Source organism: Aeromonas sp. 61P, assembly GCF_051919545.1.
In the GTDB taxonomy this organism is placed as follows: domain Bacteria; phylum Pseudomonadota; class Gammaproteobacteria; order Enterobacterales; family Aeromonadaceae; genus Aeromonas; species Aeromonas veronii.
On sequence record NZ_JBQBEL010000001.1, the window covers coordinates 1572015 to 1585563 of the forward strand.

Sequence of the window (13549 nt, forward strand, 5' to 3'; positions counted from 1 at the left end):
GTCATTTTTTTATTGTTTTCGGTCGGAGGGGCGAGTGGTTGTGCCGAAATTGTGAGCTGACAGACATCTTTTACGGGTCAGTCCGAATCCTAAAAAAGCGGGACCATCGCTGACAGGGTGACAAGGGGGGGCGGCGTACGCTGAGGATCTTCTCTCTCATCAACGCAGGTTTCTTGCCATGAAAATTACCTCCCCGGATATCGATGTAAGTCGTCATCAGCAGACAACTCCTGATGCTACACCTCCTGCTACTGCTCGCCTTGGCAACGCCAGACTACGGCTGCTGGATGCCGGTAGCCGGGAGTTCGATAGGGGGATCCGCCGTGGTATTGGCCATCGGCAGAGCCCGGAACTCAAGGCGGTCAAGCAGGCCGTGCGGCACTACCAGGCCCAGCTAACGCCTTCACTGGCCGGGTTGGCGAAGATCGAACAGGCGCTGCAGTTCTGGATCGACTCGGGCAAGAACCGCTCCCGTCAGCAGGATCCCGTGTTGCAAAAACTGGTTGATGACATCGCTGTCCGCCGTCAGGCGTTGGCGCAGGGTGGCAAGCCTCCCTCATTTCAGCTGGCGTGGGTCTGCAACGAGCAGGGGAGGGTCAATCAGCCTATCGAGAGTAACCAGCAGATCCGCCAGTGGTGCAGCGAGTTGGCTCGCCTGCAACAGGAGGGGGCCAACGACTTGTTCAAGCGGGAGCTGCAAGGAGGGCTCGATCTGATGTTCGGGGTGAGTGAGGGGATGATGGCGCGGCGGCTGGAGCGGGCGCCGACCCGTGAAGAGGTCGCTACAAGTCACGAGTGGCAGCTGTTTTGCGGGACCTTGCGTCAGGCTCTGCCCGCACTGGGTGAGCTCAAGCCCCAAGCCACTGCCGAGGAGAATGGTCGCGATATCCTGCTTACCCACAGTCAGTTGCTGGAGCTGGGCCACCTCAAGGAGGTTCTGGATCTCAGCATTCAGCAGCAGGTGAGCAAGCAGGGGGAGATTGGCCTGCTCAGGACCGAGCTGCTGACCGCGCTGGTGGATGGACTGAATGAGCCCTGGCTTGAGCGCGAGGCGCAGGAGAAGGCGCTCTGGCAGGGAGAGGGCGCATCAGGCAAGCACTATCAGAGTGGTGTCCGGGCCGAGCTCAAGAGCCCTCTCTCTGCTGCCAGCAAGGAGCTGAAACCGGGTGAGCCCGTGAGCCAGAAGGCTTTTGGCGGGCTCGGGCTGGTCAGTGCCAGTGCGCTGGTGGAGGCTTTCGCCAAGATCGAGATTGGCAAGTGGGAGGGGCGTCGCGACACACCGGTAGGAGAGTTTGCCGGCAAGGTGGCTCTGACCCAGGAGAACAAGGCGAGTGCCAAGGCCGAGCTGGTGATTGGCAAGGCGGAGGGCTCATTGGTGTTCAATCCGGTGAACAAGATCGTCAATGATACCGACGGATCGCGTTACACACCGGGGCCCCATGACCTTAGTCTGCTGCGCATCGGGGCCAGTGCCGAGCTGGTGAGCAGGCTGGGGCTGTCGGTTGAGGGGAGCTGGACTATCGGCAACCTGCTTAACGCCAAGCTGGCAGGCTCGGCCGAGGTGGTAGCCAATGCCAAGCTGGAGGCCGGTGCAGCGGCTATCATGACGCCCAATGGGCCAGTGGTCAGCGTGACGGCCAACGCCTCGGCCTTTGCTGGTATGAAAGCAGAGGGGAGTGCCCAGCTCAATCTGCTCAAGAGTCAGTATGCGGATGCCTATAGCCTTTCGGCCAAAGTACGCGCCTCCGCCAATCTGGGTATCGGTGCATCGGCCGGTGCCACTGCGGCTTTCGGGCCACAGGGAGCCAAGTTTCATACTACCCTTGGCGTGACACTGGGGGTGGGGTCAGATGTCGGTTGGGAGGGCGGAGTCAACGCCATGGCCACCAAGGCTTATGCACTGGAGCTGGCCGCTCGTGCGGTAAGCAACTTTGATCAGCGCAAAGGGGAGCAGCTAGATGGACTGGCGATGGTGGCAGGGAATGAAAACCGTCTCTTCGAACTGGCCCAGCGGGTCGATAACCGGATTGTCACTCTCGCCACCCAGTTGGAGGAACTGCAGCTGGCGGCCAGCGAGAACCGGATCCGGATGCAGGAGAGCCTGATCGATCCCGAGCTCGCTGCTGGTCGAACCGCCATGGCGCAGGCTATCGACGATGCCTTCGGTCAGGTGCGGGTCGATGAGCTGGGGGGCGTCACGGTTCCCGAACGGGCCGCCGAGCGCAACGAGAAGCTTGAGCTCACCGCCCGGCTGCTAAAGGATCACGCCATCCGGGTCTAGGTCATCCCGAGGTGGGCCGGACAATGAAAACGGGCACCGCGAGGTGCCCGTTTTGGCAATCAGTGGCGCAGGCCGGTGCCGCGGGAGATGAGCCACCAGGCGATACCGTAGAGGGCCACGATAAAGCCGATGATGATGAGGTAGGCGGTGCCGAGTGGCACGTCGGAGATACCGAGGAAGCCGTAACGGAACGCGTTCACCATGTAGATGATGGGGTTCACCTGGGAGACACTCTGCCAGAACGGGGGCAGCAGGCTGATGGAGTAGAACACGCCGCCCAGATAGGTGAGGGGTGTCAGCACGAAGGTAGGGATGATGCTGATGTCGTCGAAGGTCTTGGCAAACACCGCGTTGATGAGGCCACCCAGCGAGAAGAGGATGGCGGTGAGCAGCACGGTGAAGCAGACGCTGAACAGATGGTGGATCTGCAGCGGCACGAAGAACAGCGACACCAGGGTGACGATAAGGCCGACGCAGAGGCCGCGCGCCACGCCACCGCCCACGTAACCGGCGATGATGACGTAGTTGGGTACCGGCGCGACCAGCATCTCCTCGATATTGCGCTGGAACTTGGCGCTGAAGAAGGAGGAGGCGACGTTGGAGTAGGAGTTGGTGATCACCGACATCATGATGAGGCCGGGCACGATGAACTCCATGTAGGTGAAACCGCCCATGTCACCGATGCGCGAACCGATCAGGTTGCCGAAGATGACGAAGTAGAGGCTCATGGTGATGGCCGGTGGCACCAGGGTCTGGATCCAGATCCGGGTGAAGCGGCTCACCTCTTTGGCCAGAATGCTCTTGAAGGCGATGTAATAGATGGCCAGATTCATGCTTTTCTCCCCTCTTCGACCAGATTGACGAACAGCTCTTCCAGCCGGTTGGCCTTGTTGCGCATGCTCACGACCTGCACCTGCTGGTTCGACAGCTGCTCGAACAGGCTGTTGAGTGACTGGCTCTTGTCGAGATCCACCTCAAGGGTGCGCTCATCCGGCATGCGGCCGTTGAACTCTGGCACCCGGGTACGGCAGAACCTGGCGCAAGGTCGAGCAGGAAGGTCTCGCGACCCAGCTTGCCCAGCAGATTCTTCATGCTGGTGTTCTCGATCAGACGACCCTTGTCGATGATGCCGATGTTGCGGCAGAGCATCTCCGCTTCTTCCAGATAGTGGGTAGTAAGGATGATGGTGACGCCCTGTTCGTTGAGATCCTTGAGGAAGGTCCACATGGAGCGTCGGATCTCGATATCGACCCCGGCGGTCGGTTCATCGAGGATCAGCAGCTTGGGCTCGTGCATCAGGGCGCGGGCGATCATCAGGCGGCGCTTCATGCCGCCGGAGAGGGTGCGGGCAGGCATGTCACGCTTCTCCCACAGATCGAGCTGGCGCAGGTACTTTTCGGCGCGGATCTTGGCTTCCGCCTTGGGCACGCCGTAGAAACCGGCCTGATGGGTGACGATCTGGATCACCTTCTCGAACTGGCTGAAGTTGAACTCCTGCGGCACCAGCCCGAGCTGGGCCTTGGCCTGTTCGAGATCGCTGTCGATGTCGTAGCCAAATACCTTCACCTTGCCGGCGCTCTTGTTCACCAGCGAGCTGATGACGCCGATGGTGGTGGATTTGCCCGCGCCGTTCGGGCCGAGCAGGGCGAAGAAATCCCCCTGCCTGACGGTAAGATCGATGCCTTTAAGGGCTTCAACGCCCCCCTGATAGGTCTTTTTCAGGCCGCTGATTTCCAGTGCGTTCATTGCAACCTCTGTGATGGTTGAATCCGGCTCGATACAGAAAAGGCGGCCAAGGCCGCCTGCACAGAGTAAAGGGCGCAAGGCCGCTTCACCCGTGATATTCCTGAACCTGGCTTACTCCTGGGGTACCACTTTGCCGATAAACGGCAGGTTGCGGTACTTCTGGGCGTAGTCGATGCCACAACCGACCACGAATTCGTCCGGAATGGCGAAGCCAATCCAGTCGACCGGCACCTGCACTTCGCGGCGGGAGGGTTTATCCAGCAGAGTGCAGATGGCCAGGGATTTCGGCTCGCGCAGGGAGAGGATCTCGCGCACCTTGTTGAGGGTGTAACCGGTGTCGATGATGTCTTCTACGATCACCACATCCTTGCCCTTGATGTCGTCGTCCAGGTCTTTGAGGATGCGGACGTCACGGGTGCTGTGCATGCCGGAGCCGTAGCTGGAGGCGGTCATGAAGTCCAGGGTGATGGGCAGCTGGCACTGGCGGCAGAGGTCGGCCAGGAAGATGCAGGAACCGCGCAGCAGCGCAATCATCACGACTTCGTCAGAACCCTGATAGCGGGCGGTGATCTCTTCACCCAATTTGGCGATCCGGGCGGCTACTTCAGCCTCGGAGATCATCACCTCGACGGTGTGTTTCATCACTTACTCCCATAAGGCCAAAGGGGATTTGGCCGTTCATGAATATCAAAACCGATGATTCTACCACTCATGTTGAAGGGTGCTAGAGATACGTGGTGCTTTTATCGGCTTATTTTAATTGATAGAGTTAGCAGGCACTCAGGCATGATTAGTTAAAATACTATAAACACCATAATCAATAACTATTAGATGATAAAAACTATGGAACCACGCGCAGAAATAAGACGTCGTACCCGGCTGTCGCCGGAAGCTCGTCGCTCCCAATTGATGGAATGTGCCATCGAGGTGTTCTCCCGTCGCGGCATTGGCCGTGCAGGTCACGCCGAGATAGCCGAACAGGCCAAGGTCTCTGTGGCTACCGTCTTCAACTATTTCAACACCCGCGAGGAGTTGGTAGATGAGGTGCTGGCCGAGATCGAACGCTTTGTGAACCAGATGCTGTCGCAGGCATACGGTGACCAGGGCTCCATTTTCGACAAGATCCAGCGTCATGTACGCCTCTCTGTCGATGCCGCCTACGATCAACCGGATTATGCCGGTATCTGGCTGGAGTGGAGCTCATCGGTTCGGGAAGAGGTATGGCCCCGCTATACCCGGCTGCTCGATCACTGCCTTGAGCTGATCGCCAGCGAGCTGCAAACCGCCATGGATGTAGGGGAGATCACCAGCGTGCTGTCAGCACAGGATCTGGCCCGCTCTCTGACCGGTTTTGGCTATGTGATGATGCAGATGATCAATCAACCTCAGCGCCCGGTGCGCCAAGAGGTGACTGATTTCCTGTTCAAGTACGTGACGGCGCCAATTCAGGCTCGCTAACACGGCTTAACGAAAAAACGGCGTCACTCATTGAGTGGCGCCGTTTTTTTATGGCCGGATATGGCGGTCAGCTCAGTGGTGGCCATAGCCCCAGCGGTGGGTCAACTCATGCTCGACACCCAGATGATCTAGGATGCGGGCGACCATAAAGTCCACCAGATCGGCGATGCTTTTCGGCTCATGATAGAAACCGGGGGCAGCGGGCATGATGGTCACCCCGAGCCGTGCCAGTTTCAGCATGTTCTCCAGATGGATCGCCGAGAAGGGGGTTTCGCGGGGCACCAGGATCAGCTGGCCGCGCTCCTTGATCACCACATCCGCCGCCCGTTCCAGCAGGTTGTCAGAGGTGCCGTTGGCAATGGCCGAGACGGTGCCCATGGAGCAGGGGCAGACCACCATCTGTTTGGGCGCGGCCGAACCGGAGGCCACCGGCGAGAACCACTCCTCCTTGCCGCAGGCGACAATCTGCCCCTCCTTGGCGCCATATTGGCGACAAAGATAAACAGAGAGCTCTCTCGGCGAGCCGGGCCAATCCTGCTGCTGCTCGGTCTTGAGTACCACTCGTGCCGCCGATGAGGCGAGCAGGTAGACCCGATAATCCGCCTGCACCAGACACTGGAGCAGGCGCAGGGCGTAGGGGGCGCCGGAGGCGCCGGTCAGCGCCAGGGTGATCGCTTTGTTCATAGTTCGCCGTGGTAATCCTTGAGGCGGGTGATCAGCTTGTCATGAATGCCACCGAAGCCGCCGTTGCTCATGATCAGAATATGGTCGCCATCGCGGCTCTCGGCCACCAACCGGTTGATCAAGGTCTCCAGATCGTTGAATACCTTGGCCGGTCGGGTCATATGGGCGGTCACCTCGCCGAGATCCCAGCCGATGTTGGGGGGCTGGAAGAAGAACACCTCGTCGGCACCATCGAAGCAGCCAGCCAGCTCCTCCTTGTGAACCCCCAGCTTCATGGTGTTGGAGCGTGGCTCCAGCACCGCCAGAATACGGGCCTCACCCACCTTGGCGCGCAGGCCGCCGAGGGTGGTCTCGATGGCGGTGGGGTGGTGGGCAAAGTCGTCATAGACGCTGATGCCAGCCACTTCGCCCTTGAGCTCCATCCGCCGCTTGGGGGATTTGAACTGGCAGAGGGCAGCGATGCCGTGCTCCACCATCACGCCAGCATGGCGGGCGGCCGCGATAGCCATCAGGCCGTTGTTGACGTTGTGTTCGCCAATGCACTCCCAGTGCACCTCGCCCTGTTTTTCACCATCCAGCCACACCTCGAAGGCGGAGCCGTCATCGGCCAGCTTGACCGCCTGCCACTTGGCGTCGTCCTGACCCACCAGCTCTACCTCGCTCCAGCAGCCCATCTTGCGCACGGCGGTGAGGTTGTCATCGGCTTGTGGGAACAGCACCCGGCCGTTGCTCGGCACGGTGCGCATCAGGTGGTGGAACTGGCGCTGGATCGCGGCGAGATCCGGGAAGATGTCCGCGTGGTCGAACTCCAGATTGTTCATCACCAGGGTGCGCGGGTGGTAGTGGACGAACTTGGAGCGTTTGTCGAAGAAGGCGCAGTCATACTCGTCCGCTTCGATGACAAAGAAGGGGGCGGAGCCGAGACGGGCCGAGACCGGGAAGTTGCCCGGCACGCCGCCGATCAGGAAACCGGGCTCCAGCTTGGCGTACTCCAGCACCCAAGCCAGCATGCTGGCGGTGGTGGTTTTGCCGTGGGTACCGGCAACGGCCAGCACCCAGCGATCCTGCAGCACATGCTCCAGCAGCCACTGGGGGCCGGAGATGTAGGGCAAATTGCGGTCCAGCACATATTCAACACAGGGGTTGCCGCGGCTCATGGCGTTGCCGATCACCACCAGATCAGGCGTCGGATCGAGTTGGGAGGGGTCATAGCCTTCGGTCAGTTCGATGCCCTGTTGCTCGAGCTGGGTACTCATGGGGGGATAGACATTGGCATCCGAACCGGTCACCCGGTAACCAAGCTGTTTTGCCAACACCGCCAGACCACCCATAAAGGTGCCGCAGATCCCGAGAATGTGAATATGCATACCGCTTCCTTTCGCAGTAAAGGGAAGTGCGCATTCTAGGGGGTGTTGCGGTGGTGGCACAAGCCGCACTCATGGTGAGAGGCCCACAGATGCAGCACTGGAGGCAGAAATCTTGGCGCTGTTGGGATATGCGAGATTGGAATGGGCTGGAAGGCTTTATTTGAGGCTTGATATTGTGTCGCACTTTCTTACAATTCTTCGGTTTTGTGACGCACGCTACAGTTTTACGATATCGCCCTTTTCCAAAGGAGAGTCCCCATGGGCAAGTTCCTGCTTTGCTATCTGGTCGGTGGTCTGGTGGCCATCAGTTGGGCTGCGCTGCCCGCTCATGGTCCCTGGGATCAGTGGGACCTCGCGATTTTTCATACCGTTAACGGCTGGCTCGGCCAGTCGGCTCTGTGGGCCGATCTGGTGGCCATCACCAATAACCGGCTGTTCGATCTGGCGGTGTTGGCCTGTATGGGGTTGATCCTGGCCCGATGTTTCTTTGCACGGGATCTGGCGGGTCGTCGCCAGCTGGTGGCAATGGGCATAGTGATGTTGCTGAGCGCACTGGTGATCAACCAGCTTGGTCACAGGTTGCCGGTGGAGCGACCCAGCCCGACCCTGATGGTGGCCGATGCGCTTCGGCTGACCCAGATCAGCGGTATTCCGACCAAGGACTCTTCCGGTGACAGCTTCCCCGGCGATCACGCTCTGTTCCTGATGATCTTCGCCGGTTTTGCCCTGCGCTATCTGCCGCGCTGGGCGGGAGTCACCGCATTGCTGATGGTGCCGATCTTTTCCGCGCCGCGCATTCTGGCTGGCGCCCATTGGTTTACCGATGTCTATGTCGGCGCGCTGGGGCTGGCGACCCTCTGCCTGCCCTGGTTGCTGCTGACCCCGCTGGCGGATCGGCTGATAGACCGCATCGCCACCCGATTGGCCCGTGTGCCGCTGCTGCGCTGTCAGACCCACTGATTGAACGTCGCAAAATAAAGGCTCTGTCCCAATTACGTGTTGAAAGGCTAATCTTGAAGTAGGCCATCACCTTGAGGTCTACCATCATGGATACCCCAGCCTTTCAACACCTGTTGTCCCTTTTTCCCCAGTTGACCCTGCGCCAGCGCCGTGTTGCGCAGCAGGAGCTCACTGCACCCCACACCATTACCTCGCTCAATACTCAGTTACCGGCATGCAGTGGCTGCCCCCATTGTCAGGCTGATGTCACCCAGCTGGCGCCTTGGGGATGGAGTCGGGGACTGCGCCGCTACCGTTGCAAACTGTGTCTGCGCACCAGCACCGTTCTGACCAAGACGCCCTTGGCCAGATTGCGTAAAGCACAGTGCTGGGAAGACTACGCGCAAGCCCTCATCGAAGGACTGACTCTCCGCCAGGCCGCGCGGCGCTGTGGGGTCAGCAAAAACACCGCGTTCCTCTGGCGTCACCGCTTCTTGCGCGCGATGGCAACCCATCAGGCCACCCGGGAAGAGGGCATCGTTGAGGTTGATGAGACCTTTTTCCTTGAATCGTTCAAGGGGCAGCGGGGACTGCTGCGTCCACCACGTCATCGCGGTGGTAAAGGTCGAACTCGTGGAACCGGGCCAGATTACATCCCGGTGATGGTGGTACAAGACCGTGCAGGCCACCATGCGGATTTCCAGTTGGAGAAAATAGATGCCGAGACGGTCATCGCGGTGTTGAAGCCGTTGGTGTCACCGGATGCGGTGCTGTGTAGCGATGGGGCGGGTGTGTATGCCTGTTTCAGCAAGGAACAGGGTATAACCCATCAGGTGGTGCGCAATCGTCAAGGCGAACGGGTAGTCGGTGCGTATCACATCCAGCATGTGAACGGATATCACCATCGGTTGAAAGAGTGGATGGAGCGGTTCCATGGCGTGGCGACGCACTACCTGAAGAACTACCTGGGTTGGCGCAGGATGCTGGAGCGTTACGGAAAAGGCGTAAATATCAAAGCATGTTTGCATGAGGCGCTGGGGCGCCCCATTCAACACGTAATTGGGACATAGCCAAAATAAAACGCCCCGACATGAAAATCTCGGGGCGTTTTGTTATCCACCCGCGAGAGATCAGCCTTGATAGCCGTTCGGGTTGTTGCTTTGCCAGCGCCAGGTATCGACCATCATCTGCTCCAGACCGCGCTCTGCCTGCCAACCCAGCTCGGCACGGGCCAGCGTCGGCTCTGCCCAGCACTCGGCGATGTCGCCCGGGCGACGGGGTTTGATCTGGTAGGGAATGGGCCGGCCGCTGGCCGCTTCAAACGCCTTGACCATCTCCAGTACCGAGTAGCCCTGACCTGTGCCCAGGTTGTAGGTGAAGACGCCGGTGTCGCTCTTGATGCGTGCCAGTGCTTTCAGGTGGCCGATGGCCAGATCCACCACATGGATGTAGTCGCGCACGCCGGTGCCATCCGGGGTCGGGTAGTCGTTGCCAAATACCCCCAGCTCCTTGAGCTTGCCGACACCCACCTGGCTGATATAGGGCAGCAGGTTGTTGGGGATGCCGTTGGGATCTTCACCAATCAGGCCGCTCTCGTGGGCGCCGACCGGGTTGAAGTAACGCAGCAGTACGATGGCCCAGCGGGGATCGGATTTGGCGAGATCGCGCAGGATCTCCTCCACCATCAGCTTGGAGCGACCATAGGGGTTGGTGGCGCTGGTGGGGAAATCTTCCCGCAGCGGCACCGAGGCGGGATCGCCATAGACGGTGGCCGAGGAGCTGAATACCAGCCGGAAAACCCCGGCCTTGGCCATCTCTTCGCACAGAACCAGAGTGCCGCTGATGTTGTTCTGGTAGTAGGTGAGCGGGATCTGGCTCGACTCCCCGACCGCCTTGAGACCGGCGAAGTGGATGACCGATTCGATCTGGTGGTTGGCGAACAGCTGCTGCAGGCAGGCTCTGTCCAGCACATCCCCTTCGACGAAGGTGACCGGCTTGCCGGTGATCTGCTCGACCCGCTTGAGTGACTCCGGTGAGGAGTTGGATAGGTTGTCGAGTACCACGACCTGCTTCCCCGCGCCGAGCAGCTCAACCAGGGTGTGGGAGCCGATATAGCCAGCGCCCCCTGTGACCAGTATTGTCATTTTTTATCCCGTGTTCTGGTGAAACTGGGGCAGAGTCTAGCGCCCCAGTCTACTTGGGAAAAGGTTGGGATACCGATGACGCCTTCACCGCACCTCACAAAAGCCTTCACCACGCCTCAATAATCGAGACTGATATCCCCTTTCGCGGTGCAGGAGCAGGCCAGAGCCACGCCGCTCTCCAGATCCTGCGCACTCAAGGTCATCACGCTCTGGCGCTCGATGTCACCTGTGGTGGTGCAACGACAGCTGCCACATACCCCGGCGCGACAAGCAGCCATCATGGTTTCGCCCGCTGCTTCCAGTGCCGCCAGCAGGGTCTGACCCGGCAGGATTTTCACTTTCTTGCCGCTCTTTTTCAGGGTCAGCCAGAAGTGGTCGCTGGTGGTGGCGGGCTCTGCGGGAGGAAGGCCAAAGGACTCCTGATGCAGTTGCTCCGGCGGCAATCCCAGCTCTGCCAGCATGGCGCTGACCGCCGCCATATAGGGGGCCGGGCCGCAGAGATAGACGTGGCGTTCGCGCAGATCCGGGGCCAGTTCGGCCAGCATAGCGGGGGTGAGTCGGCCCACCCAGGGATGAGCCGTTGGCGCCTCTTCCAGTATCAGGGCATGGCGTACACCGGGATGCGCTTCGGCCAATGCAGCCAAGTCATCTGCGAAGATCACATCTGCTGGCGAGCGGGCGCTATGGATAAAGCGGATATAGGCATCCGGCCGTTTGGTTAGCTCGTCTCGCAACATGGCCCACATGGGGGTAATGCCGGAACCGGCACTGAGCAGCAGTGGCCGTTCGCAAGGGAGGTTGGTCAGGTTGAAATCGCCGAACGGACCATCCACCCGGATCTTGTCTCCCACCTGCAAGGTCTGGTGCAGATGGCGAGAGACCCGTCCCACATCCTTGATGGTGACCTGCCAGCATGCATCCTGCGGGCTGGAGGAGAGGGTATAGGCGCGGCACTCCGGCTGGCCGTCTATCTCGGTATGCAGGGTGATGCACTGGCCTGCCAGTACGGGAGGGAGGCTGCCGGAAAGCGGCACCAGTTGCCAGCTCACTACGTCATGGGTGTTCTGTTGGCGGCCAATGCAGGTGAGCGTGAGAGAGGTCATCACAAGGCTCCTTAGGTTTGAAACGGTTTGAAAAACGTCTGATGAAAAAGCCGGATCCAGAAAAAAGGCGAGCCGGGTGGCTCGCCAAACGCTTACAACATGAGGTGCCGATCAGGCCGCCAGTATTTCTGCCAAGTCCGCTTCGGCCGTGGTGGTTCCTTTCAGGCCAAACTGCTCCTCCAGCACCTTGAGCAGGGCCGGGGTGAGGAAGGCGGGGGCGGTCGGGCCGGTACGAATGTCTTTCACCCCGAGGGAGAGCAGGGTGAGCAGAATGACGATGGCTTTTTGCTCGAACCAGGAGAGCACCAGCGTCAGCGGCAGATCGTTGAGCCCGCACTCGAACGCCTCGGAGAGTGCCAGCGCCAACTGGATGGCGGAGTAGGCATCGTTGCACTGACCCACGTCCAGCAGACGCGGAATGCCGCCGATGTCGCCAAAGTCGAGCTTGTTGAACTTGTATTTGCCGCAGCCCAGCGTGAGCAGCAGGCTGTCGCGCGGCGCCGCCTTGGCAAACTCGGTGAAGTAGGCGCGCTCGGCCTTGTCGCCGTCACAGCCACCCACCAGGAAGAAGTGGCTGATCTCCCCGGCTTTTACCTTTTCAATCACCGCGGGCGCAGCCTGCATCAGGGCGTTGCGGGCAAAGCCGATGGTGATGAAGTGCTCGAGTTCGGTGTGTTTGAAGCCATCGAGTGCCAGTGCCTTGGCGATCACTGCGGAGAAATCATCCCCCTCCAGATGAGTGACGCCCGGCCAGCCGACGATGGAGCGGGTGAAGATGCGATCCGAGTAGTTGCCCACGTTCGGGTCGATGATGCAGTTGGAGGTCATCACCACGGCGCCCGGGAAGTTGGCAAACTCCTTCTGCTGGTTCTGCCAGGCGGAGCCGTAGTTGCCCACCAGATGGGGGTACTGTTTGAAGAAGGGGTAGGCCAGCGCGGGCAGCATCTCGCCGTGGGTGTAGACATGAATGCCGGTGCCCTTGGTCTGCTCCAGAATGAGCTTGAGATCCATCATGTCGTGGCCGGAGACCAGAATGCACTTGCCGGGGATGGGGGTGACCCTGACCCGGGTCGGCTCGGATGGCCGAAGGCGCTGGTTTCACCCAGATCCAGCATCTCCATGATTTTGAAGTTGAGCTGACCGATCTCCATGGCGCAGCTGAACAGCCGACCCATTTCGCTCGGGTCTGTGCTGAGCCAGCTCATGATGCGGTGGAATTCGGCGGCCACCTCGTCACTCTGCTGATCCAGCACCCGGGCGTGCTCCATATAGGCGGCGGCGCCCTTGAGGCCGTAAAGACAGAGCAGACGCAGCCCCATGATGTCTTCGTTCACTTCGCTCTTGCCCCGATTGGGTGCGGCTGGTGCGGCATGGGCAAGTTGTTCCAGCAGCTCGGCACCGGGTTCGAAGTAAGCGGACTGTGGCAAGTCGTTGACCTGCACCGCCATGGCGGTCAGACGATCGGTCAACTGCTGGCGATAGGCGAGGGCCTGATTGACGTAGGCCACGATGCGATTCGAGTCGAAGTTGACGTTGGTGAGGGTGGCGAAGAAGGCCTTGGGCACGAAAGCATCGATCTCGCGATCGATGATGCCCTGCTCGCGGGCGGCCAGCGCCCAGGCGCTGAGCCCCTGCAGGGTATAGATCAGCACATCCTGCAGATCCGAGGTTTCCGCCGTCTTGCCGCACATACCTTGTGCGTAGGCGCAGCCGTTGCCTGCCGGGGTACGAATTGTCTGTTCACATTGCACACAAAACATCATGCCTCTCCTAATTGGACATTTCAGTTGTCTGTTTTGTGGCGATTCTATTCCTCTCGCGACAAAC

At 60.0% G+C, this 13549-nt stretch carries 10 protein-coding genes and 2 pseudogenes; 4 read left to right on the top strand and 8 right to left on the bottom strand.

Annotation, left to right across the window (positions count from 1 at the left end):
• Window positions 1-178 precede the first annotated feature (178 nt).
• Window positions 179-2281 carry a hypothetical protein gene (locus ACTG2O_RS07700; RefSeq protein ID WP_439975556.1) on the top strand — a complete coding sequence of 701 codons (2103 nt, stop codon included), beginning with the start codon at window positions 179-181 and terminating at the stop codon, window positions 2279-2281.
• A 59-nt stretch (window positions 2282-2340) separates the two neighbouring features.
• Here the strand turns inward: ACTG2O_RS07700 and ACTG2O_RS07705 are convergent, their stop codons facing one another.
• The 3 genes and pseudogenes from ACTG2O_RS07705 to hpt form a co-directional block, all read right to left on the bottom strand.
• Window positions 2341-3114 carry an ABC transporter permease gene (locus ACTG2O_RS07705; RefSeq protein ID WP_005335622.1) on the bottom strand — a complete coding sequence of 258 codons (774 nt, stop codon included), beginning with the start codon at window positions 3112-3114 and terminating at the stop codon, window positions 2341-2343.
• Window positions 3111-4027: pseudogene (locus ACTG2O_RS07710) on the bottom strand (ABC transporter ATP-binding protein). The gene ACTG2O_RS07705 and the pseudogene ACTG2O_RS07710 overlap by 4 nt, the downstream one beginning before the upstream one ends.
• A gap of 111 nt (window positions 4028-4138) precedes the next feature.
• Window positions 4139-4669 (bottom strand): hypoxanthine phosphoribosyltransferase, encoded by a 531-nt coding sequence (hpt, locus tag ACTG2O_RS07715; protein ID WP_005335618.1) that lies wholly within the window; start codon window positions 4667-4669, stop codon window positions 4139-4141.
• A gap of 201 nt (window positions 4670-4870) precedes the next feature.
• Here hpt and ACTG2O_RS07720 point away from each other — a divergent pair, with 201 nt between their 5' ends.
• Window positions 4871-5485: a TetR/AcrR family transcriptional regulator gene (locus ACTG2O_RS07720; RefSeq protein ID WP_159144328.1), complete on the top strand. Its 615-nt coding sequence runs from the start codon at window positions 4871-4873 to the stop codon at window positions 5483-5485.
• A 72-nt stretch (window positions 5486-5557) separates the two neighbouring features.
• On the opposite strand, the gene ACTG2O_RS07725 is transcribed toward ACTG2O_RS07720, so the two are convergent.
• Together ACTG2O_RS07725 and mpl are read right to left on the bottom strand one after the other, a co-directional pair.
• Complete coding sequence (locus ACTG2O_RS07725) at window positions 5558-6169, bottom strand: flavin prenyltransferase UbiX (RefSeq protein ID WP_439975557.1); 612 nt, start codon at window positions 6167-6169, stop codon at window positions 5558-5560.
• Entirely contained in the window at window positions 6166-7536 is a 1371-nt protein-coding gene (mpl, locus tag ACTG2O_RS07730) for a UDP-N-acetylmuramate:L-alanyl-gamma-D-glutamyl-meso-diaminopimelate ligase (RefSeq protein WP_439975558.1), read from the bottom strand. The genes ACTG2O_RS07725 and mpl overlap by 4 nt, the downstream gene beginning before the upstream one ends.
• A gap of 258 nt (window positions 7537-7794) precedes the next feature.
• Between mpl and ACTG2O_RS07735 the strand changes: the two genes are divergently transcribed.
• Window positions 7795-8496: a phosphatase PAP2 family protein gene (locus ACTG2O_RS07735; RefSeq protein WP_439975559.1), complete on the top strand. Its 702-nt coding sequence runs from the start codon at window positions 7795-7797 to the stop codon at window positions 8494-8496.
• 86 nt (window positions 8497-8582) lie between these two features.
• Window positions 8583-9545, top strand: a complete 963-nt coding sequence (locus ACTG2O_RS07740; protein ID WP_439975560.1) for an IS1595 family transposase — start codon at window positions 8583-8585, stop codon at window positions 9543-9545.
• A 60-nt stretch (window positions 9546-9605) separates the two neighbouring features.
• On the opposite strand, the gene galE is transcribed toward ACTG2O_RS07740, so the two are convergent.
• The 3 genes and pseudogenes from galE to hcp all read right to left on the bottom strand — a co-directional run bounded on the left by galE (window position 9606) and on the right by hcp (window position 13482).
• Window positions 9606-10619 (bottom strand): UDP-glucose 4-epimerase GalE, encoded by a 1014-nt coding sequence (gene galE, locus ACTG2O_RS07745; RefSeq protein WP_139443338.1) that lies wholly within the window; start codon window positions 10617-10619, stop codon window positions 9606-9608.
• 116 nt (window positions 10620-10735) lie between these two features.
• Entirely contained in the window at window positions 10736-11722 is a 987-nt protein-coding gene (locus tag ACTG2O_RS07750; RefSeq protein ID WP_216956297.1) for a hybrid-cluster NAD(P)-dependent oxidoreductase, read from the bottom strand.
• Between the two features lie 111 nt (window positions 11723-11833).
• Window positions 11834-13482, bottom strand: a pseudogene (gene hcp, locus ACTG2O_RS07755) (hydroxylamine reductase).
• Window positions 13483-13549 lie beyond the last annotated feature (67 nt).

Excerpts from the sequence above, each read along its gene's own strand:
- ACTG2O_RS07700 (WP_439975556.1), top strand. The coding sequence starts at position 179 with ATGAAAATTACCTCCCCGGATATCGATGTAAGTCGTCATCAGCAGACA.
- ACTG2O_RS07705 (WP_005335622.1), bottom strand. The coding sequence starts at position 3,114 with ATGAATCTGGCCATCTATTACATCGCCTTCAAGAGCATTCTGGCCAAA.
- hpt (WP_005335618.1), bottom strand. The coding sequence starts at position 4,669 with ATGAAACACACCGTCGAGGTGATGATCTCCGAGGCTGAAGTAGCCGCC.
- ACTG2O_RS07720 (WP_159144328.1), top strand. The coding sequence starts at position 4,871 with ATGGAACCACGCGCAGAAATAAGACGTCGTACCCGGCTGTCGCCGGAA.
- ACTG2O_RS07725 (WP_439975557.1), bottom strand. The coding sequence starts at position 6,169 with ATGAACAAAGCGATCACCCTGGCGCTGACCGGCGCCTCCGGCGCCCCC.
- mpl (WP_439975558.1), bottom strand. The coding sequence starts at position 7,536 with ATGCATATTCACATTCTCGGGATCTGCGGCACCTTTATGGGTGGTCTG.
- ACTG2O_RS07735 (WP_439975559.1), top strand. The coding sequence starts at position 7,795 with ATGGGCAAGTTCCTGCTTTGCTATCTGGTCGGTGGTCTGGTGGCCATC.
- ACTG2O_RS07740 (WP_439975560.1), top strand. The coding sequence starts at position 8,583 with ATGGATACCCCAGCCTTTCAACACCTGTTGTCCCTTTTTCCCCAGTTG.
- galE (WP_139443338.1), bottom strand. The coding sequence starts at position 10,619 with ATGACAATACTGGTCACAGGGGGCGCTGGCTATATCGGCTCCCACACC.
- ACTG2O_RS07750 (WP_216956297.1), bottom strand. The coding sequence starts at position 11,722 with ATGACCTCTCTCACGCTCACCTGCATTGGCCGCCAACAGAACACCCAT.